Source organism: uncultured Psychroserpens sp. (assembly GCF_947494225.1).
Taxonomy (GTDB): Bacteria; Bacteroidota; Bacteroidia; order Flavobacteriales; family Flavobacteriaceae; genus Psychroserpens.
On sequence record NZ_CANLUG010000001.1, the window covers coordinates 313,413 to 332,291 of the forward strand.

Here is an 18,879-nt window from a genome sequence, read left to right on the forward strand (position 1 = left end):
TATGTAACTTTGCCTTTTATTTGAATTTATGATTGAAAAAAAAGATATAGCTCTAGAAAAGACCGTCCTTATTGGCGTAGTAACACGAGATCAAAACGAAGCTCAATCTAAAGAGTACTTAGATGAGTTAGAGTTCTTGACTTATACAGCTGGAGGTGATGTTTTAAAACGCTTTACACAGAAGATGGACATGCCTAACCCGAAAACATTTATTGGGTCTGGAAAAATGAATGAAGTACAACAGTATATAGAAGACAATGAGGTTGGCACCGCTATTTTTGATGATGAGTTATCTGCGGCACAAGAACGTAATATTAGTAAAATTTTAGGCTGCAAAGTATTAGACAGAACGAATCTCATTCTCGACATTTTTGCTCAACGTGCTCAAACGAGTTATGCGCGAACACAGGTAGAATTGGCGCAATGCGAATATTTACTTCCGCGATTAAAAGGAATGTGGACACACCTTGAGCGTCAGAAAGGTGGTATTGGAATGCGTGGTCCTGGTGAAACCGAAATTGAAACAGACAGACGTATTGTACGTGATAAGATTGCCTTATTAAAGGCAAAAATTAAAACGATTGACAAGCAAATGGTTGTTCAACGAGGTAACCGAGGTAAAATGGTTCGAGTGGCTTTAGTTGGATATACCAATGTAGGGAAATCGACGCTTATGAATGTTGTTAGTAAAAGTGACGTCTTTGCTGAAAACAAGTTATTCGCAACCCTAGATACAACCGTTAGAAAAGTGGTTATACAAAACCTACCTTTTTTATTAACTGATACTGTAGGATTTATTAGAAAACTTCCAACGCAATTAGTTGAATCTTTTAAAAGTACACTTGATGAAGTACGAGAGGCTGATTTACTACTTCACGTTGTTGACATCTCTCATCAAAATTTCGAAGAACACATAGAATCTGTAAATAAGATTCTTGGTGAAATCGACAGTTCAAATAAGCCCACTATTATGGTATTTAATAAAATTGATGCTTATGAAGCTGTTCCTTTTGATGATGACGATTTAATTACCGAAAGAACTTCATCTCATTATTCATTAGAAGAATGGAAAAACACTTGGATGAATCGAGTAGGGAACAATGCTTTATTTATTTCGGCATTAAACAAAAAGAACTTAGATGCATTTAAAAAACGTGTTTATGACGAGGTTAGAGATATTCATATTACGCGATTTCCTTATAATCACTTCTTATATCCAGATTATACCGAGGAAACATAATAGCAGAGTATATACATAATAAAAAAAGCATCCTGAAATTCTCAGGATGCTTTTTTTATTATAGTCATTTTAAATCTTTAGAATTGGTACGTTAATCCTAAAGTATAATAACTCTGTAAGTCGTTATCAACATTGTCAAATGTTGGTTGAGCAGCTGTTCCCATTGGGTCATACTGACTTAAAGCAAAGTTTAAGGCTTCTTGTTTATTGTTTCTAAGACCAAAATCAAAACCTACACCAATGCTTTTCCATAGTGTGTAACTAAATGAGTTAGTCCATGTCCAGTTTGACAAGTCTCCACTTTTATAACTTTGAAACATTGATAAGTTAGATTTAAACGCTATCGCTCCAATTTGGCGTGTGTAATCTGCAACTATTTTTGCACCTAATGATGATTCAAAAACGGCATCATTTTCAGCAAAAACAAAGTTGTAGTTTAATGGATGAATTACAACAATTAAGTTTTCGATTGGTGTCCAAGTTGCACCAACACCTACATCTAAATATCCAGGATCGTTGAAGTTATTTAAAATTGTAGTTCTATACTCCATTAATCCAGAGATCGCAAACTTTTCGCTCAATTTTCTTCCATATAAAGAAGAAATATTAAATACATCTGTTGTTGGCTCAAAATCGTCGCTATCTGTTGGGTCGTCTTTGTTATCAAGTTTTGTCCAGTTTAAATTGGTGTTTAACGCATTTCTCCAGAAAAATTTATCCTGAATTAAATTGGCATAACCATTAACTGTAAACCCAATAGTTCCCGATGAATTATTAGGAGCACCTTGCGCATACCAATTATTAAAATTAGATAAGCTCCCTCCAATTACACCAAAAGCACCAACTCTCCAACCAGGAAGCGCATCTATTTGTGCTTGTAGCGCATTTGCTTCAGCTTGAGCAGCATCTGCCTCTGCTTGTTTTTCTGCTTTTTGTGCTTCTAATTCCTCCTTTGTTTGAGAGAAACCAAAAGATATTGATAACATCAATACTGTCGTAAAAAGTAATTTTTTAGTCATAGTTTTAGTTTTAATAGTTTTTAACTGATTGATTAAAGTACAAATATAAATCATTAGGTATTTGAACACCAATAAATTAGCGGAAAATGAAAATTCGCACATAAGCAATCCTAGTATAGGACTCTATTGTTTTAATAAAGTCACAGGAAAAGTTGCATTTATTTTCTTTTGAAAAGTGGCACTGAAGAACAGGCTTCGCCGTACATAATAGATTTAGCAACGGGCTTTAATTTGCTAGACAACATGAGGTAAGCATTTGTAGGCACTGGTTTGTTTGAACAACCTTTAATAATTAAAGGTTTATCTCGATATATTTCAACGTCCAATGCTCCTATAACATCTTGGTAAAGTGAGGTTTCCAATGTTTGCAAATCACCTACACACACTTTTTTAGCATAAGGTTGTAATTCTAGAGTCAACAACATATAGGACCATGCTGGTATTATGGCATCTGTAGAACAGTTTAATGCCACAAACTGGTCTTGATGTTGAGACCAATTGTAATCTTTTACAAATTGCCTAAATTCTCGTTCTCTTAATACAAAACCTTCGTGTAGCCAATCTTTAATATCAAAAACGAAACGCACACCTTCAGGATAATAGTCTTCTAAATCTATCACCTGTAATTTACTCTGTGCTACTCTATTTATGATTTCTTCGGCCATATTATAACATCCCTAATTCTAACTTAGCTTCTTCACTCATTAAATCTTGACTCCAAGGTGGATCAAAAGTAATTTCTACTTCGGCTGTTTTTACATCATTTAGTGATTTCACTTTTTCCTCAACTTCTAGTGGCAGTGTTTCGGCAACAGGGCAGTTTGGTGTTGTTAGTGTCATTAAAATCTTAACGTCGTAATCTTCATTTACAAATACGTCATAAATAAGTCCTAGTTCGTAAATATCGACAGGTATTTCTGGATCGAAAATGGTTTTTAAAACTCTAACTATTTTTTCACCTAATACGTTTGTATCTATTGTTGTCTCGCTCATATCCAACTAATTTAACTGGGTTTGATATGCAATTGCATACATTTTAATTTGTTTAATCATACTTACCAATCCGTTTGCACGTGTTGGCGACAAATGTTCTTTAAGACCAATTTTGTCGATAAAATCGGTATTACTTTCAATGATATCTTTTGGATGTTGATTTGAAAACACTCGGATTAAAATAGCTATAATGCCTTTTGTAATAATAGCGTCACTATCTGCTGTAAATTTCACCTTATCTGTATCCATTTCAGCATGAACCCAAACCTTACTTTGACAGCCTTTAATAATGTGTTGGTCTGTTTTATATTGCTCATCTATTAGAGGAAGTGTTTTTCCAAGATCTATCATATATTGATAACGCTCCTCCCAATCTTCAAACATTGAAAATTCATCGATAATATCTTCTTGTATCTCAGCAATTGTCATCAGCATCTTTTTTCGTTTTGATATTCATTTTAATGACACAAAGATACGTCATCTTATTGTTTCTCAAACATTGTTTTAAGTGCTAATATTTTCTCAATAAGACCATCGAGTGCTTTAGGTGGTTTACCATGATCAAAACTTTGAGTCATATAGACTTCATCGCCTTTGGTCACCTTTAAAAAAGCAGCTGGAGCCGCATCATACTGATGGGTTTTGGATGGGGCTTCTATATCTGCAAGTTTAGATACGTCTAACTCGCTTATTAGTTTTGAGACAGCCTCTTTTTCTTCTTGTGGAAGCGCATATTTGTTAACATCCTTTAAATTATAATCATAGGTGATCATAATAGAATCTCCTTCAATTTCTATGAGTTGAAAAAAACCTCTTGTAGAGGCACGATAGGCCACTTTAACCTGCTCTTGCATTCTCATTTCTGCAAGTTCTGAAGTTGTTTCAGGCGCCATATTATCTGACATTTGTGTTTTATTTTTATCGCATTCTTTTGCTGAAATAAGCATAAATGCAAAGCATATAATTAGTTTCATAACGCTGTGTTTTTAGTTGTTTATAGTAATATTACAAAAAAGAAGCCAAAGTTTAGGATTCAAAGAACTTTTCGGATTTAATTTAAAAAAAAACAATACTTTTAATACAATTCATTAACCTTATACATTAACTATGAAAACATTAATATCTCTTTTTCTTCTTATCTCTTTTACTGCATCGGCACAAAAACTAGATCGAAAACAAATGTATTCTTATTCTGACGACGTAGAATTTAGAATTTATGCCATACAAAAAAGTAGGACTGCCGATAGAAATCAAGAGGTTTTCGTTGCAGAAAAGGGACAACGATTTTTTACTATAGTATTTGAATTTAAAAACAAAAGCTCTGAAGCGCAGGTTATAGACTTCGAGAAGATATTTATTAAAGATAAAGACGGAAATCTACATGAAGTAGATTTAGTCGTAATGTCAATGAAACTTACCACCTCAATAAAGAAGTTTCAGCAAAAATTAAAAGCTAATAAAAAACGAAAAATTATAGCTCAATTTATCCCGCCACTTCCAAAAAAAGAGCTTATAAAAACACTCGTCATTGATGGTACTGAGATAGAATTAAAATACAATTAATAAAAAAAGGATGCCTAAAAAGACACCCTTTTATTTCTATAAAAACTGAAAATTAGTTTGCCATTGCTGCTCTAGGTCCTCCAGATGCGAAAAGCGTTCTCATACGCGTTTTTTGTCCTTCAGAAAACATATACATACATGCATCATCAACATAATCCATATAGTTCATTGTCATATCGTTAGATCTACAGTTTACGGTAGGATATGATGGACAACCATAGTTTGGTGCATCAGACTTAGGTGTATCAGCGACAAAATCATCTCTATTACATCTTCCGTCTCCCCAAATATGACGTAAATTTAGGTAATGGCCTACTTCGTGAGTTGTTGTTCTACCTCCATCAAAAGGTGCAGATACAAATCCAGTATTTCCAAAGTATTGCGGAGACACTACAACACCATCTGTAGATGTAGGTCCTCCTGGGAATTGTGCATATCCTAAGATTCCTCCCCCAATATTACATACCCAAATATTTAAATGTGTTTCAGGTGTTACAGGTGGATACGCAGCTTTCATTGCATCATTAGTTCCCCAAGAGCTTCTTGAATCTGCATGTCTAAACGTTCCTGCTAGTGTAAACTCAATTTCACTATCCGCTACCAATCCAGAAAATTCTCCTGGAACTTGATTAGCATCACCATTTGTTGCTCTAAAATCTTCATTTAAAACATCAATTTGAGATTGAATCTGTCCTGCGCTAATATTTTGTTGTGAGTTACTATAAATAACATGAACATAAACAGGGATATTGATAACACCTAAGTTATCATCACCACCTCCATCGCCACCGCCGTCACCGCCGCCGCCGTTATTACCATTTCCATTTCCATTCCCTGGTCTTAATAAGATATTGGCTCTGGTTTGGTATTCGATGTCGTACATTTTTTTGTAAAGCTGTGGGTCCTCACTTAAAAGTCGGTTTAAGTTGGTCATCGAATAACACTGTGTTTTACCATTTCTTGCTTTTCCACCATTAGTCTCAGATTCTGTGTGTACAAAAAAGTCGCTCATATCAACTTTGTTTTGTTCTTCAGAAATTTCATTTTTGTCATTTTCACATGAAGTAAAAATTAGGGCTAGAGCTGCGAGGCTCAGAAACATTTTTTTCATTTTTTATGTGTTTTTGGTTAAAAATTTTGCTGAATATATAATTTTTAACACATAAAATTGAATAATTCTTTAAGAAAATATTAAGATATTAACAAAAACTGTTTTTAATTGAAAAAATTACGGAAAACCCGTAATTTAAAGTCAGGTAATTCTTTCTTGAAAAGATTTAAGGTAAAGATAAAGTGATTGTTACGAATTAGCTTAACATCATTTTTGCTTTATTAACACCATTAACCAACGCATCGATTTCTGCTTTTGTATTATAAAATGCAAATGATGCTCTTACAGTTCCAGGGATTTTGAAAAAATCCATAATGGGTTGTGCACAATGATGTCCTGTTCTAACCGCTATACCCATTTTATCGAGTATAGTTCCAATGTCGTATGGATGAATCCCTTCAATATTAAAAGAAATAACCGATGTTTTCTCTTTAGCTGTCCCATAAATTCTTAAGCCCTCTATTTCTGATAATGCGTTTGTTGCATATTCTAAAAGTTCATGCTCGTAGGTCGCAATAGCGTCAAATCCAATGGCATTCATATAATCTACAGCTGCGCCAAAAGCAATACCCCCACAAATGTTTGGTGTTCCAGCTTCAAATTTATGTGGTAATCCAGCATAGGTTGTTTGCTCAAAAGTAACCTCGTCTATCATCTCTCCTCCGCCTTGATAAGGTGGTAATTTGTTTAGCCACTCCTCTTTTCCGTAGAGCAATCCAACGCCAGTAGGACCACACATTTTGTGAGCCGAAGCCACATAAAAGTCAACATCTAAAGCCTGAACATCTGGTTGTACATGCGGGCAAGATTGAGCTCCATCTACTAAAACTGCTGCACCAACTGCATGAGCTTTCGAAATGATTTCAGCAATTGGGTTTATGGTTCCTAAAGCATTTGAAATATGATTGACAAAGACCAATTTTGTGTTTTTAGAGAGTAAGTCATTATAATCGCTCATAATAAGTTCACCCTTCTCATTCATAGGAATAACTTTTAAAGTTGCTCCTGTACGTTCGCACAGCATTTGCCATGGGACAATATTACTATGATGTTCTAGGGCTGAGACTAAGACCTCATCATTTGAATTGAGTAAGCTAGAGAATCCGTTTGCAACCAAGTTAATGCCATGAGTTGTACCAGAAGTTAATATAATCTCATGGCTATGTTTTGCATTAAAATGCTTCTGGATTTTTGCTCGAGCTTGCTCATACAGGTCTGTTGCTTCTTGACTCAGTGTATGTACACCTCTATGAATATTAGCGTTATAATTCGTGTAATAATCAACAATTACGTCAATCACTTGTCTTGGTGTTTGAGAGGTCGCTGCATTATCAAAATATATTAGTGGTTTTCCATTTATCATTCGATTCAAAATTGGAAAATCTTCTCTGATTTTATTGACGTTTATCATAAGTGCAAATTTACGAGATGTTTGATTAAAATGATATTCAGAAAAAGAAACTTATAAAATTTTTAATATTTTATTCAAATACATTTAAATAAAATGTATATTTGTCATATGTATAGTAAAGAACTCACAAAAGGAACATTACAACCTATTATTCTGAAACTAATTAGTAGCAACGGAAAAATGTACGGTTACGAAATCACACAACAAGCAAAAAAAATAACTTCCGGAAAAATAGATATTTCGGAAGGCGCTTTATATCCCATACTTCATAAACTTGAGGCCAAAGGTGTACTAACGACCGAAAAAGTATTTATTGGCAAACGCGTTAGAAAATACTATAAGGTAACTAAGGAAGGCAAAGAAATGGTTTCTGAGGTCACACGAGAGATACATGATTTTATAGACACGCTAGGTATTATTTTTAATTCTGAAACTCAAAACACATGATATTATCTGACCAACAAATCGAATTTATAGAAAACAGTTTAAAATTGTATGGTGTTAAATCGCAAGGGCTACGTGAAGATTTACTTGATCATATGTGTTCATATATAGAAAGTAAAACTAGTGGTGATTTTGAATCTCTATACCAAGAAGCGTTGCAGAAATTTGGTGGTTACGCCAATTTTCAACGCTTACAATTAGAAACAAACTATCAGAAATATGAAAAAAACATCATGGTCTTCAACCGATTGAAGTTTTCTGTTGGAAGCATTGCAAGCCTTCTTTTAGTGGTAAGTTTGCTATTTAAAATGATGCATTGGCCATATGCCAATGTTATGATGATTTCGGCTGTGCTTATTTTCGCCTTCATCATGATTCCTATTCATTTTTATGTTCGCTTTAAAAAATCTATTCACAAATTTTCTTAAATCACACGTTATGACGAAATCATTTTATGTATTAGGCTTCCTAACCTTTTTTGTACTAGGCATAGGAATTATGTTCGAATTCTTATCTTGGCCTTATCGAGGTATCATTGTTTTTATTGGACTTCTACTCCTGAATTTTGGTTTAATTCCAGCCTATTTTTATCAAAAATATAGACAGGCTAAATTAAAGGTCAAAGCCAATACTAACGCCTAATTTATTTGCGATTAATTTTGTAATGCGTCGTTTAATCTCAGGTATTTTTACAGAATCTAACACGTTATTACTAAATGCAAACATTAATAAGGCTTTAGCTTCTTTTTCGGGAATTCCGCGCGATCGCATATAAAACATAGCGCTATCATCTAATTGTCCAATGGTACAACCATGAGAGCATTTCACATCGTCGGCAAAAATTTCCAACTGAGGTTTTGTATTAATGCTCGCCTTGTCACTCAACAATATATTATTGTTGGCTTGAAAGGCATTCGTTTTTTGAGCAATTTTATCAACGATTACTTTTCCGTTAAAAACACCTGTAGATTTATCGCCAAAAATGCCTTTATAGTCTTGGTGACTTTCACAGTTAGGCTCAATATGATGCACTAATGTATTATGGTCTACATGCTGCTTATCACCAATTATAGTTACCCCTTTTAAAGTGGAATCTATACGCTCTCCGTTTTGATAAAAGTTAAGGTTATTTCGTGTTAACTGACCTCCAAACGAAAAGGTATGAACAGATGCATGGCTTTCTCGTTTTTGCTTAATAAACGTATTATCAATTAGAGACGCACTTTGCCTATCATTCTGAATTTTATAGTAATCTACAATAGCTCTCTTATTTGTAAATACTTCGGTAACGCTATTGGTTAACACTGGGTTTTGAGTAAGACTTTGATGACGTTCTATAATTTGAACATGTGAGTTTTCGTCTACCACAATTAAATTACGAGGCTGCAACATAAGTGCAGATTCATTTCCGGTAGAAAAATGTATAATCTGAATTGGCTTTTCAACCACTTTATTTTTAGGTATATGGATATAAGCTCCTTCTTGAGAAAAAGCTGTGTTTAAAGAAGATAAGCTATTTTTATCGGCTGCTTTATTAAAATAGTTCTCAATAATCAATCGATATTTAGGTTTTGCTAAAGCCGAAGACATCAAACAAACATCCATACTATCATGAGTAGTTTGTGACAAATGTGATGAATACTTCCCATCTATAAACACAATCTTATACGTATCTATATCATGGATAAAGTATTTTTTAACATCACTATATTCTATGGCATTTTCTTGCTTTGGAAACACGCTATAATCGTGTTTTAGCACACTGTTTAAGGACGTGTATTTCCAATCTTCATCACGTTTTGAAGGAAAACCTTCATCTTCAAATGTTTTAATAGCTTCGCTACGAACATCATGAACGGCTGATTCCACGTCCACCATGTTTTCAAATGCTATAAATGATGATACTAATTTATCTTTTAAATCCATTTCTCAATCTTCAATCTTTAGTTATAAGTAGTTCATATTTGCTTTTTTTTTAGCAATAATCAACCTATCTTAAACCTGTTTAAGCGTTCACTTCTTCTTTAATCCAATCGTAACCTTTTTCCTCCAACTCATGAGCCAATTCTTTGGTTCCCGATTTTACAATACGTCCATTATATAATACATGTACAAAATCTGGAACAATATGATCCAGTAAACGCTGGTAATGTGTGATTACAATAACGGCATTATCTTTACTTTTTAACTTATTGACACCGTTGGCAACAATACGTAAAGCATCAATATCTAAACCAGAATCTGTCTCATCTAAAATGGCCAATTTTGGTTCTAGCATTGCCATTTGGAAAATTTCATTTCTTTTTTTCTCACCACCTGAAAATCCTTCATTTAAAGAACGCGATAAAAACTTCCTATCTATTTCTAAAAGTTCTGATTTTTCACGAATCATTTTCAGCATTTCATTTGCTGGCATATCGTCCAAGCCTTTAGCTTTTCTTGTTTCGTTAATCGCCGTTTTCATAAAGTTAGTCACGCTAACTCCTGGTATTTCAACTGGATATTGAAAAGATAAAAAGACACCTTTATGAGCACGCTCTTCTGCGGCTAATTCTTCGATATCTTCACCTTCCAACAGAATTTCACCTTTCTCAACTTCATACTCTTCTTTACCAGCTATAACAGAAGCTAGTGTGCTTTTTCCAGAACCGTTTGGTCCCATAATAGCATGAACTTCACCTGCTTTGACTTCTAAATTAATACCTCTTAGAATGGCTTTATTTTCAACACTTGCGTGTAAATCATTTATCTTTAACATAATTACTTACTTCCTAATTTTATAACATCATTATCTTCTGGACTTGGTTTTGACACCTTCAAAATTTCTTTAATTTCAATTTTCTGTTTCCATTCGTTTTTAACATCATTCTCAATCAAACGAACTCTTAAAGTTACAGGAACCATAGTATATTGATCTGCTTTATGTGATGCAACCAAAGTCTTTAATTCATTCATTTTATCATCAACTACGACACCATACATTTGTGTAGGTGTTTTAAAAACAGCTGCATTATCTGATTCCACATAAAGAAAATCACCTTGAATGGCAATTAACCCATCACTTTGCTTTAATGTTTTACCTGGTTCGGCAACAATAGGTTGTTCTTCTGAAATCGCATCAACCTCCATTTTCTTTTCATCTTTACAGCCTGTTAGAGCTAAAAGTATTGTTAATAGTAAGACTACTCTTTTCATGATTTAAATCTTGATTTTTTATTATCCGACTGACCCTTCTAAACTAATTTCTAATAATTTTTGAGCTTCTACTGCAAATTCCATTGGCAGTTTATTTAGGACTTCTTTACTAAATCCGTTGACAATAAGTGCAATTGCTTTTTCGGTATCAATACCACGTTGGTTGCAATAGAAAATTTGATCTTCACCAATTTTACTAGTTGTTGCTTCGTGCTCTATTTGAGCCGATTTATTTTTAGCTTCTATATAAGGAAAAGTGTGAGCACCACACTCATTACCCATTAATAAGCTGTCGCATTGAGAGAAGTTACGTGCGTTATCTGCCCTTGAGCTTATTTGTACTAAACCTCTATAAGAATTTTGAGATTTTCCTGCCGAAATTCCTTTCGAAATAATGGTTGACTTAGTGTTTTTACCTAAGTGAATCATTTTTGTTCCAGTATCGGCCTGCTGATAATTATTGGTCACGGCAATCGAGTAAAATTCTCCAACAGAATTATCGCCTTTTAATATACAAGATGGGTATTTCCATGTTACAGCACTACCTGTTTCTACTTGTGTCCAAGATATTTTAGCGCTGGTTTCACATAAACCTCTTTTGGTAACGAAGTTATAAACACCACCTTTCCCTTCTGCATTTCCTGGATACCAATTTTGAACTGTAGAGTATTTAATTTCTGCATCATCTAGAGCAATCAATTCTACAACGGCCGCGTGTAATTGGTTTTCATCTCTACTAGGTGCTGTACAACCTTCAAGATAACTTACATAACTACCTTCATCTGCAATCACTAAAGTACGTTCAAATTGACCTGTTCCTGCTTGATTAATTCTAAAGTATGTTGATAATTCCATCGGGCAACGAACCCCTTTTGGTATATAGCAAAAACTACCATCGCTAAATACAGCACTGTTTAATGCCGCATAGAAATTATCTTTTTGAGGAACAACAGTTCCTATGTGTTTTCTAACTAATTCTGGATGTTCTTTAATTGCTTCAGAGATGCTCATAAAGATAATCCCCTTTTCAGCTAAAGTCTTTTTAAAAGTTGTTGCGACAGATACAGAATCGACAACAACATCCATAGCCACACCAGCTAATTTTTTTTGCTCATCTAAAGAAATTCCTAATTTCTCAAATGTTGCTAAAAGCTCTGGATCTACTTCATCTAAGCTATCATATTTTGGCTTGCTGTTTGGAGCAGAATAGTAAGAGATGCCTTGGAAATTTGGTTTTTCATAATGCACATTAGCCCATTCAGGTTCTGTCATTTCTTTCCAAACCTTAAAGGCCTCAAGTCGCCATTCAGTCATCCATTCTGGCTCTTCCTTCTTTTTTGAAATAGCTCTTACAATATCTTCATTTAAACCTACTGGAAAGGTTTCCGATTCTATGTCTGTATAAAATCCGTACTCGTATTCCTTCGTCTTCAGCTCTTCACGAAGATCATCTTCTGTATATTTATTGCTCATACCTCTTTTTTAAAGTGAGAATGACTCACCACAACCACAAGTTCTATTGGCGTTAGGATTATTAAATACAAACCCAGCTCCATTTAAACCTCCCGAATATTCTAAGGTTGTTCCTATTAAATATAAAAAACTCTTTTTGTCGACAATAATTTTAACACCATTGTCTTCAAACACTTTATCATCTTCCTTCTGTTCCTTATCAAATTTCAAGTCGTATGACAAACCAGAGCAACCGCCACTTTTTACACCAACGCGTATAAAATCGGTAGTAGCATTGAAGCCATCATCAGTCATTAATTCGATGACTTTATTTTTTGCTGTTTCTGATACTTTAATCATGTCTTAATTATAGATTTAATCTGTTTTTAATTTTTGTTTTTAAATGTCAGATTGAACATCTATCTAAATACTTCATATTCCGAACAAAAAATCTTGATCTGAATGTTTTATCTAAATAGATTGCAAATATACGATATAAGTCCATTTTTTCCATAGAACCTAACATTATATTAGCAAATGACTACATAGGTAGATGCAATAGAAAGATCTAGCGTTTATGGCGCGATATAAACTAGGAAAGTGAATTTTTTACTATGCCGAAATTTTACGGCGAAAATATTGGTTTTTTAAAAGAAATAACTGCCTTAGAGCAGTATTGATATCACGATTTTCATACGGAAGTGTTCTAAACTCACCTTGATCATTAACAGCAACTTTAGAATGGCATGTTTTACAAGTAAGTTCATTGCGATAAGCCGATGGTTCAGTTGAGCGCTCTAAATTGTGTCCAAATACCGAACACGATAAATCGTTAGTCGTAGTGGTTTGCATAGTAGGTTAATAAGATTTGGGGAGACTAACTTAAAGGTTTTAATTTATTTAACCGATGAAACACTAATTTTTTCGATGAAATGCATTGTTTTTGTTTTTTAAAGATGATAAAAATGTATCTATTGGTCGTGTTCTTCAAAAAAAGCTACTTATTTTTGCAGCATGATAGAAGATAAAAACCCACAACGCACCTCTTTAGAGCAACTTGGAGAATTTGGTCTTATTGAACATTTGACTAAAAATTTTGATGTAACACAGCGTTCTACTGTAAAAGGTATTGGAGACGATGCGGCTGTTTTAGATCATACATCCAGCCAAATTGTTGTTACCACAGATTTACTGGTTGAAAATGTTCATTTCGACTTGAGTTATGTGCCTTTAAAGCATTTGGGCTATAAGGCAGTAATTGTAAACTTGAGTGATGTTTATGCAATGAACGCCATGGCAACTCAGGTTACTATTTCTATCGCTGTATCTAATCGATTTCCATTAGAAGCTCTAGAAGCATTATACGAAGGTATTGAAACTGCTGCGAAACTTTACAATGTTGATGTTATTGGTGGTGATACGACGTCATCAACTACAGGGCTCATTATTTCGGTCACAGCCATTGGAGAAGTACATAAGGATGATGTAGTACTTAGAGCTGGCGCTAAACCAAACGACTTACTGGTTGTTACTGGCGACATTGGTGCAGCTTATATGGGACTCCAGGTTCTGGAGCGGGAAAAAGAAGTATTCAAAGTAAATCCGCAAAATCAACCTGATCTCGATCCTTACACTTATATTATTGAACGCCAACTAAAACCAGAAGCTCGAAAAGACATTGTTGAATTACTTAAACAATTAGAAGTTAAACCTACGTCTATGATTGACATTAGCGATGGGTTATCTTCAGAAATCATGCATATCTGTAAGCAAAGTGATGTTGGTGTAGAAATTTATGAAAACAAAATTCCGTTAGACCCTCAAGTTATTTCTACATGTGAAGAATTTAACATAGACAGTACAACAATTGCTTTAAATGGTGGTGAAGATTACGAGTTGTTAATGACAGTTTCGCAGGAAGACTTCCCAAAGATAAAGGGCAATCCAAATTTAACTGTAATTGGCTATATTACTGAAAAAGCAAGGGGTATGCTCTTAATCACACGAGGTGAACAAGCTGTTCCTATTATTGCAAAAGGTTGGAATGCTATGAAAAATGAGGCGTAAAGTCTAAGAATGTATTTTCTTCAGCCTTTACTTCTGTTTTTTGCTTTATCCGAGAAATTCTTCTATTATGGATACGTTCTAAAACTGAATTGATTTCTTTGTACTTAGGTGTTAATAATGTTAATCCACCTTTTCCATTTGTCGTTACTTGAGTATTGCAATGACAACATTTATATTCTTTCACGTGATATGTGATGTTTTTGGAAACTTCGTATTGGTGTCCAAAGAGAGAGCAGTAGAGACTTTTCACCGTATTGCGATATTTAGTTATTAATTTAGAGGATGACTAAATATATGAAAACCACGCAATAACGTGAGATTTTACGCTAATATATCGATGAACTGAGTGTTTTCTTCTTTAAACGCATCATTCGGCGGGTGTAAATTTGCTCTAAAATGGCATTTATTTCTTTATACTTCGGTGTGAGCTCTGTGAGTTTGCCATTACCGTTAGTCGTTAATTGGCGCTTACAGCATTTGCAAGTATATTCTTTAACATGAGAGGTGACCTTTTTCGTCATCTCATAATTATGACCAAATATATCACAGTAGATTCTTAACGGACTTGAAGTCTTGGTAGATGTAGTTTTTTTCATGGCTGTTAGATTTGGGGACAGTAAACTTAGAAAAAAAAGTTATTAAATGCGTCAAAAAGTATTTTTATTCGATAAAATGCTTTAAAATGTAGGTTAATTCTGATTTATTTTCAATATGACTCATATGTCCATTTGACAATTCTCTACAAACGATATCTGAACCTATGGTCTCTTTCAATATACGTTGGCGATGTATAACTGGATCTTTTGCACCAATAATTATTAATTTTTTAGCATCCAAAGCCTTAAAAAAACTATACATGTCGCTTCTAACCATCATTCCCTCCTGCGCAGCGATATATCCTTGTAATGGAATTTGCAGTGCCTCATTTAGGGCCTCCTCGAGTTCGATCTTAAATGTACTTCTGCTTTCAGGCGAAAATAAATTAACAAATGACATTCGTACTACAGCCTCATAGTTAGATTGCACCATAATGTTGGCTCTTTTTCTAATTTGTTTTCGTTGGGCGTCATCGGCATGATAGGTGGAGTTCATTAAACACAAACCAAGTACACGTTCTGGAAAACGTTGAGCAATTACCAACGCCACATAACCACCCATTGAGTGACCAATTAAACTATAGTTGCTTAATTTCAAATCATTTACAACTGCCAATACAGCATCTGCCATATCTTGCATGGTATGTATATACCCAAGACATCCCGTTTGGCCATGACCCAACAAATCGACACTCACGACCCTATGATTTTGTAAAAGTTCGGCTTTGACTGCATGCCACATTGTTGAGTTTTCAAGAAAACCATGAAGCAAAATGACAGGAGGTCCATGACCTTCATCTTCATAAAATACCGGAACATTTTTATACCTTAAAACCATAGATTGCAAAGATACTATTTGAATATATTTTGCATGTAAGTATTTACTATATTTGAGCATAATCAAATAAAAATTAATCTCATGCGCCTTAAAAGCCTTGCACTATTAGTTAGTTGTGTTTTTTGTTTTTCGTCCTATGCACAAATTGAAGAGGAAAAACTTGACGCTCTTATAAAAGAAACATTAACAACATTTGACGTTCCAGGAATTTCTGTAGGCATTTTAAAAGACGGTGTGATTACTTATTCTAAAGGTCATGGTATAAGATCACTAACCAGCGAAAAAGACATGAATTCTAATACTTTAGTTGGTGTGGCATCAAACAGTAAAGGGTTTACTTGCTTTGCCTTGGCCATGTTAGTTGATGAAGGAAAACTTAATTGGGATGACAAAGTTCGCCAACATATTCCAGAGTTTCAACTGCACGATCCTTGGGTTACAGAAGCCTTTACAGTAAGGGATTTAGTAACACATAGAAGTGGTTTAGGGCTTGGTGCTGGTGATTTGATGTTTTTTCCAGAAGGCAATGATTTTGACGTTAATGACGTGATTGCTAATGTAAAGTATTTAAAGCCTGAAAGCTCTTTTAGAAGCACGTTTCAGTATAATAATAACATGTACATCATTGCAGGCGAAGTTCTAAAACGAGTAAGTGGGTTGTCTTGGGAAGAATTTATTGAAACCAAAATTATGAAACCTGTTGGGATGACACACAGCAAAGCATCCTATAATCGTGTTACTGACAAATCAAATATTATAGATGCTCATACCAGAGCTGACGGAAAAGTTGTTCAAATCCCACATGATTGGAGCGCTACCGCTAATCCAGCCGGAGGTATTATGAGTAATGTGCCAGATATGTTAATCTGGGCAAAATTTTTAATGAACGATGGTGTTACTGCAAATGGCAAGCGCCTTATTAGTGAACGACAAATGCATGAACTTTGGCAATTACAAACGCCTTTACGAGTTAGGAAAGGTGATGCTTACGATTCTAATTTTAGAGGTTACGGATTAGGTTGGTTTTTAACCGATGTTAAAGGAGGTCACAAACAAGTTTATCATACTGGAGGCCTAATTGGTACAGTAACTCAATTTACAATGATTCCTGATTTAGATTTGGCTATTGTTGTCTTAACCAATCAGATGGTTGGCTCTGCATTTAATACCATTACAAATACGATAAAAGATAGCTATTTAGGTTATGACAATAGAAACTGGCTTCAACGTTATGGTACGAGAAACTCAGACTATATTAAATACAATGACAGTATTAAAACTGCAGTATATAATAAAGTAGCGCTTGCGAAACAAAATCAAAACTTACCTCAACCATCGCAAATAACAGGAACCTATACCGATGATTGGTTTGGAAATGTACTCATAGCTCACGACGGAAAACGCCATACAATCACTTGTGAACGTTCTCCTTATTTGTCTGGAGAATTATTGCCTTATAATGCGACCACATATGTAGCCAAATGGGACAATAGGAGTTATGACGCTGATGTTTATGTGCATTTTTCTTTTGATGAATCTAGCAATGCCACAGGAGCGACGATGTCTTATATTGCACCAATTACAGATTTTAGTTTTGATTTTCACGACCTTAACCTTAAAAAGACTAACTAATTGAATTCTCGAAAAGAACTTTTTATTACAGGCTTTGGATTATTCTCCTTGTTTTTTGGAGCCGGTAATTTGTTACTGCCGCCTTTATTAGGATATAATGCGGGCGAAAAATGGCTTTGGGTAGCAGTCGGTTTTATGATCACTGCTGTTGTCATTCCAATTATTGGGATATTGGCGCATGCAAAATTGCAAGGCACTTTATATGACTTTGGGAAAAAGGTTTCTCCTCAATTTAGTCTTATTTATTGTGTTCTAGTTTATATCATTTCTATTGCTATACCTTCTCCCAGAACAGCGGCAGCAACGCACGAAATAGCTATTCATCCAACATTTGGCACTAGTCCTTTACTTACCAGCGCCATTTATTTCGCCTTAGTTTTAGTGTTTGTACTTAACCGTTCTAAAATATTGAGTTTTATAGGAAAGTTTTTAACTCCATTAATCGTTATTATGTTGTTAATGGTTATTGGCATAGGTTTGTTTTCTTCTGAAATGGCCACAAGCGCCGCCCAGTTTGAAACTCCAATAGTAAGTGGTATTCTTGAAGGATACCAAACTTTTGACGCCATTGGTGCTGTTGTTGTAGGCGCTGTTGTTATTATCTCTGTTAACTTTAGAAATAAAGGAAACTTTGAAGAGAAAAGATCTCTTATTGCAAAATCTGGTTGGATTGCAGGATTAGGTTTGTTTGTTATTTATGCAGGTTTAATTTCGGTTGGTGCCTATTATGGCTCTGAGATTATTATTAATTCTGAATTGAGCAGTGATATGCAACGTGCCAATTTGTTAAGAGGAATTAGTATTGACGCGTTAGGAAGTTTTGGAAACACTGTATTAAGTATTTTACTAGCATTGGCTTGTTTTACAACTGCTGTTGGTATTGTTGCAGGAACTGCAGATTATTTTAAAGGCTTGCTGGGTAACTCGCAATTGGTATATATTATGACAGCAATTATTAGTTGTGTGTTTGGTGTTATTGTTGGTCAGTTAGATTTTCATTCTATAATCGTTATCGCTTATCCTGTATTACTGTTTATTTATCCCATAACTATTGTCTTGATTATTCTGAATATACTGCCTAAACGCTTTGCAACACCACTAGTATTTAGAGCCGTTGTTATAATCACTTTTATATTTAGTATTCCAGACGTATTAGGACAAGTAAGTCCGTCAGATGGTTTATCAAATGTCACTCCATATATTCCGTTTGCAAAACACCAATTGGGCTGGGTTTTACCTGCTATTGTGACTTGCTTAGGTGTAGGCTTGTTGTCTAAAAACAATAAAGCCGTATAAATCATTATACGGCTTTTAAAAA

At 34.5% G+C, this 18,879-nt stretch carries 24 protein-coding genes; 8 read left to right on the forward strand and 16 right to left on the reverse strand.

What is annotated here, in order from left to right:
* Positions 1-28: 28 nt before the first annotated feature.
* A complete protein-coding gene (gene hflX / locus Q0893_RS01280; RefSeq protein WP_299271981.1) occupies positions 29-1,240 on the forward strand; it encodes a GTPase HflX in 1,212 nt (403 codons plus the stop codon).
* 77 nt (positions 1,241-1,317) lie between these two features.
* Here the strand turns inward: hflX and Q0893_RS01285 are convergent, their stop codons facing one another.
* The 5 genes from Q0893_RS01285 to Q0893_RS01305 all read right to left on the reverse strand — a co-directional run bounded on the left by Q0893_RS01285 (position 1,318) and on the right by Q0893_RS01305 (position 4,226).
* The gene (locus Q0893_RS01285) at positions 1,318-2,259 is read right to left on the reverse strand and encodes a DUF3078 domain-containing protein (RefSeq protein ID WP_298901348.1); all 942 of its coding nucleotides are present in this window, start codon (positions 2,257-2,259) and stop codon (positions 1,318-1,320) included.
* Positions 2,260-2,417: 158 nt separating this feature from the next.
* Positions 2,418-2,924, reverse strand: coding sequence for a DUF2480 family protein (locus Q0893_RS01290; RefSeq protein ID WP_298901347.1), 507 nt, complete (start codon positions 2,922-2,924; stop codon positions 2,418-2,420).
* 1 nt (position 2,925) lies between these two features.
* Complete coding sequence (locus Q0893_RS01295; RefSeq protein ID WP_298901346.1) at positions 2,926-3,252, reverse strand: DUF59 domain-containing protein; 327 nt, start codon at positions 3,250-3,252, stop codon at positions 2,926-2,928.
* Positions 3,253-3,258: 6 nt separating this feature from the next.
* Complete coding sequence (locus tag Q0893_RS01300) at positions 3,259-3,681, reverse strand: SufE family protein (RefSeq protein ID WP_298901535.1); 423 nt, start codon at positions 3,679-3,681, stop codon at positions 3,259-3,261.
* A 53-nt stretch (positions 3,682-3,734) separates the two neighbouring features.
* Positions 3,735-4,226, reverse strand: a complete 492-nt coding sequence (locus Q0893_RS01305) for a hypothetical protein (RefSeq protein WP_298901345.1) — start codon at positions 4,224-4,226, stop codon at positions 3,735-3,737.
* 133 nt (positions 4,227-4,359) lie between these two features.
* Between Q0893_RS01305 and Q0893_RS01310 the strand changes: the two genes are divergently transcribed.
* A complete protein-coding gene (locus Q0893_RS01310; protein ID WP_298901344.1) occupies positions 4,360-4,815 on the forward strand; it encodes a hypothetical protein in 456 nt (151 codons plus the stop codon).
* A 52-nt stretch (positions 4,816-4,867) separates the two neighbouring features.
* Here the strand turns inward: Q0893_RS01310 and Q0893_RS01315 are convergent, their stop codons facing one another.
* Together Q0893_RS01315 and Q0893_RS01320 are read right to left on the reverse strand one after the other, a co-directional pair.
* Positions 4,868-5,926, reverse strand: coding sequence for a zinc metalloprotease (locus tag Q0893_RS01315; protein WP_298901343.1), 1,059 nt, complete (start codon positions 5,924-5,926; stop codon positions 4,868-4,870).
* Between the two features lie 196 nt (positions 5,927-6,122).
* Positions 6,123-7,337: an aminotransferase class V-fold PLP-dependent enzyme gene (locus Q0893_RS01320; protein WP_298901342.1), complete on the reverse strand. Its 1,215-nt coding sequence runs from the start codon at positions 7,335-7,337 to the stop codon at positions 6,123-6,125.
* 108 nt (positions 7,338-7,445) lie between these two features.
* On the opposite strand from Q0893_RS01320, the gene Q0893_RS01325 reads away from it, so the two are divergent.
* Genes Q0893_RS01325 through Q0893_RS01335 form a run of 3 tightly spaced genes read left to right on the forward strand, consistent with a single transcriptional unit; the run spans position 7,446 to position 8,423 of the window.
* Complete coding sequence (locus Q0893_RS01325; protein ID WP_298901341.1) at positions 7,446-7,784, forward strand: PadR family transcriptional regulator; 339 nt, start codon at positions 7,446-7,448, stop codon at positions 7,782-7,784.
* Positions 7,781-8,209 carry a hypothetical protein gene (locus Q0893_RS01330; RefSeq protein WP_298901340.1) on the forward strand — a complete coding sequence of 143 codons (429 nt, stop codon included), beginning with the start codon at positions 7,781-7,783 and terminating at the stop codon, positions 8,207-8,209. Before Q0893_RS01325 ends, Q0893_RS01330 begins: the two co-directional genes overlap by 4 nt.
* A gap of 10 nt (positions 8,210-8,219) precedes the next feature.
* A complete protein-coding gene (locus Q0893_RS01335) occupies positions 8,220-8,423 on the forward strand; it encodes a hypothetical protein (RefSeq protein WP_298901339.1) in 204 nt (67 codons plus the stop codon).
* On the opposite strand, the gene sufD is transcribed toward Q0893_RS01335, so the two are convergent.
* The 6 genes from sufD to Q0893_RS01365 all read right to left on the reverse strand — a co-directional run bounded on the left by sufD (position 8,394) and on the right by Q0893_RS01365 (position 13,280).
* A complete protein-coding gene (gene sufD / locus Q0893_RS01340) occupies positions 8,394-9,707 on the reverse strand; it encodes a Fe-S cluster assembly protein SufD (RefSeq protein WP_298901337.1) in 1,314 nt (437 codons plus the stop codon). The two genes, Q0893_RS01335 and sufD, sit on opposite strands and share 30 nt — an antisense overlap.
* A gap of 79 nt (positions 9,708-9,786) precedes the next feature.
* Entirely contained in the window at positions 9,787-10,539 is a 753-nt protein-coding gene (gene sufC / locus Q0893_RS01345; protein WP_298901336.1) for a Fe-S cluster assembly ATPase SufC, read from the reverse strand.
* A 2-nt stretch (positions 10,540-10,541) separates the two neighbouring features.
* Positions 10,542-10,976, reverse strand: coding sequence for a hypothetical protein (locus tag Q0893_RS01350; RefSeq protein ID WP_298901334.1), 435 nt, complete (start codon positions 10,974-10,976; stop codon positions 10,542-10,544).
* A 21-nt stretch (positions 10,977-10,997) separates the two neighbouring features.
* The gene (sufB, locus tag Q0893_RS01355) at positions 10,998-12,449 is read right to left on the reverse strand and encodes a Fe-S cluster assembly protein SufB (protein ID WP_298901333.1); all 1,452 of its coding nucleotides are present in this window, start codon (positions 12,447-12,449) and stop codon (positions 10,998-11,000) included.
* 9 nt (positions 12,450-12,458) lie between these two features.
* A complete protein-coding gene (locus Q0893_RS01360) occupies positions 12,459-12,788 on the reverse strand; it encodes an iron-sulfur cluster assembly accessory protein (RefSeq protein WP_298901332.1) in 330 nt (109 codons plus the stop codon).
* A 252-nt stretch (positions 12,789-13,040) separates the two neighbouring features.
* A complete protein-coding gene (locus Q0893_RS01365) occupies positions 13,041-13,280 on the reverse strand; it encodes a hypothetical protein (RefSeq protein ID WP_299271987.1) in 240 nt (79 codons plus the stop codon).
* A 162-nt stretch (positions 13,281-13,442) separates the two neighbouring features.
* Between Q0893_RS01365 and thiL the strand changes: the two genes are divergently transcribed.
* Positions 13,443-14,495: a thiamine-phosphate kinase gene (gene thiL / locus Q0893_RS01370; protein WP_298901330.1), complete on the forward strand. Its 1,053-nt coding sequence runs from the start codon at positions 13,443-13,445 to the stop codon at positions 14,493-14,495.
* Here thiL and Q0893_RS01375 read toward each other — a convergent pair.
* The 3 genes from Q0893_RS01375 to Q0893_RS01385 all read right to left on the reverse strand — a co-directional run bounded on the left by Q0893_RS01375 (position 14,476) and on the right by Q0893_RS01385 (position 15,989).
* The gene (locus tag Q0893_RS01375) at positions 14,476-14,745 is read right to left on the reverse strand and encodes a hypothetical protein (protein ID WP_298901329.1); all 270 of its coding nucleotides are present in this window, start codon (positions 14,743-14,745) and stop codon (positions 14,476-14,478) included. The two genes, thiL and Q0893_RS01375, sit on opposite strands and share 20 nt — an antisense overlap.
* A 76-nt stretch (positions 14,746-14,821) precedes the next feature.
* Positions 14,822-15,091, reverse strand: coding sequence for a hypothetical protein (locus Q0893_RS01380; RefSeq protein WP_298901328.1), 270 nt, complete (start codon positions 15,089-15,091; stop codon positions 14,822-14,824).
* 64 nt (positions 15,092-15,155) lie between these two features.
* Positions 15,156-15,989 (reverse strand): alpha/beta hydrolase, encoded by an 834-nt coding sequence (locus Q0893_RS01385; RefSeq protein ID WP_299271990.1) that lies wholly within the window; start codon positions 15,987-15,989, stop codon positions 15,156-15,158.
* A gap of 21 nt (positions 15,990-16,010) precedes the next feature.
* On the opposite strand from Q0893_RS01385, the gene Q0893_RS01390 reads away from it, so the two are divergent.
* Positions 16,011-17,561, forward strand: a complete 1,551-nt coding sequence (locus Q0893_RS01390) for a serine hydrolase (protein WP_299271992.1) — start codon at positions 16,011-16,013, stop codon at positions 17,559-17,561.
* Positions 17,562-18,857 (forward strand): branched-chain amino acid transport system II carrier protein, encoded by a 1,296-nt coding sequence (gene brnQ / locus Q0893_RS01395; RefSeq protein ID WP_299271994.1) that lies wholly within the window; start codon positions 17,562-17,564, stop codon positions 18,855-18,857.
* Positions 18,858-18,879: the final 22 nt, after the last annotated feature.

What these genes read in the sequence shown, in the direction of transcription:
- hflX (WP_299271981.1), top strand. Translation starts at nt 29, where the DNA reads ATGATTGAAAAAAAAGATATAGCTCTAGAAAAGACCGTCCTTATTGGC.
- Q0893_RS01285 (WP_298901348.1), bottom strand. Translation starts at nt 2,259, where the DNA reads ATGACTAAAAAATTACTTTTTACGACAGTATTGATGTTATCAATATCT.
- Q0893_RS01290 (WP_298901347.1), bottom strand. Translation starts at nt 2,924, where the DNA reads ATGGCCGAAGAAATCATAAATAGAGTAGCACAGAGTAAATTACAGGTG.
- Q0893_RS01295 (WP_298901346.1), bottom strand. Translation starts at nt 3,252, where the DNA reads ATGAGCGAGACAACAATAGATACAAACGTATTAGGTGAAAAAATAGTT.
- Q0893_RS01300 (WP_298901535.1), bottom strand. Translation starts at nt 3,681, where the DNA reads ATGACAATTGCTGAGATACAAGAAGATATTATCGATGAATTTTCAATG.
- Q0893_RS01305 (WP_298901345.1), bottom strand. Translation starts at nt 4,226, where the DNA reads ATGAAACTAATTATATGCTTTGCATTTATGCTTATTTCAGCAAAAGAA.
- Q0893_RS01310 (WP_298901344.1), top strand. Translation starts at nt 4,360, where the DNA reads ATGAAAACATTAATATCTCTTTTTCTTCTTATCTCTTTTACTGCATCG.
- Q0893_RS01315 (WP_298901343.1), bottom strand. Translation starts at nt 5,926, where the DNA reads ATGAAAAAAATGTTTCTGAGCCTCGCAGCTCTAGCCCTAATTTTTACT.
- Q0893_RS01320 (WP_298901342.1), bottom strand. Translation starts at nt 7,337, where the DNA reads ATGATAAACGTCAATAAAATCAGAGAAGATTTTCCAATTTTGAATCGA.
- Q0893_RS01325 (WP_298901341.1), top strand. Translation starts at nt 7,446, where the DNA reads ATGTATAGTAAAGAACTCACAAAAGGAACATTACAACCTATTATTCTG.
- Q0893_RS01330 (WP_298901340.1), top strand. Translation starts at nt 7,781, where the DNA reads ATGATATTATCTGACCAACAAATCGAATTTATAGAAAACAGTTTAAAA.
- Q0893_RS01335 (WP_298901339.1), top strand. Translation starts at nt 8,220, where the DNA reads ATGACGAAATCATTTTATGTATTAGGCTTCCTAACCTTTTTTGTACTA.
- sufD (WP_298901337.1), bottom strand. Translation starts at nt 9,707, where the DNA reads ATGGATTTAAAAGATAAATTAGTATCATCATTTATAGCATTTGAAAAC.
- sufC (WP_298901336.1), bottom strand. Translation starts at nt 10,539, where the DNA reads ATGTTAAAGATAAATGATTTACACGCAAGTGTTGAAAATAAAGCCATT.
- Q0893_RS01350 (WP_298901334.1), bottom strand. Translation starts at nt 10,976, where the DNA reads ATGAAAAGAGTAGTCTTACTATTAACAATACTTTTAGCTCTAACAGGC.
- sufB (WP_298901333.1), bottom strand. Translation starts at nt 12,449, where the DNA reads ATGAGCAATAAATATACAGAAGATGATCTTCGTGAAGAGCTGAAGACG.
- Q0893_RS01360 (WP_298901332.1), bottom strand. Translation starts at nt 12,788, where the DNA reads ATGATTAAAGTATCAGAAACAGCAAAAAATAAAGTCATCGAATTAATG.
- Q0893_RS01365 (WP_299271987.1), bottom strand. Translation starts at nt 13,280, where the DNA reads ATGCAAACCACTACGACTAACGATTTATCGTGTTCGGTATTTGGACAC.
- thiL (WP_298901330.1), top strand. Translation starts at nt 13,443, where the DNA reads ATGATAGAAGATAAAAACCCACAACGCACCTCTTTAGAGCAACTTGGA.
- Q0893_RS01380 (WP_298901328.1), bottom strand. Translation starts at nt 15,091, where the DNA reads ATGAAAAAAACTACATCTACCAAGACTTCAAGTCCGTTAAGAATCTAC.
- Q0893_RS01385 (WP_299271990.1), bottom strand. Translation starts at nt 15,989, where the DNA reads ATGCTCAAATATAGTAAATACTTACATGCAAAATATATTCAAATAGTA.
- Q0893_RS01390 (WP_299271992.1), top strand. Translation starts at nt 16,011, where the DNA reads ATGCGCCTTAAAAGCCTTGCACTATTAGTTAGTTGTGTTTTTTGTTTT.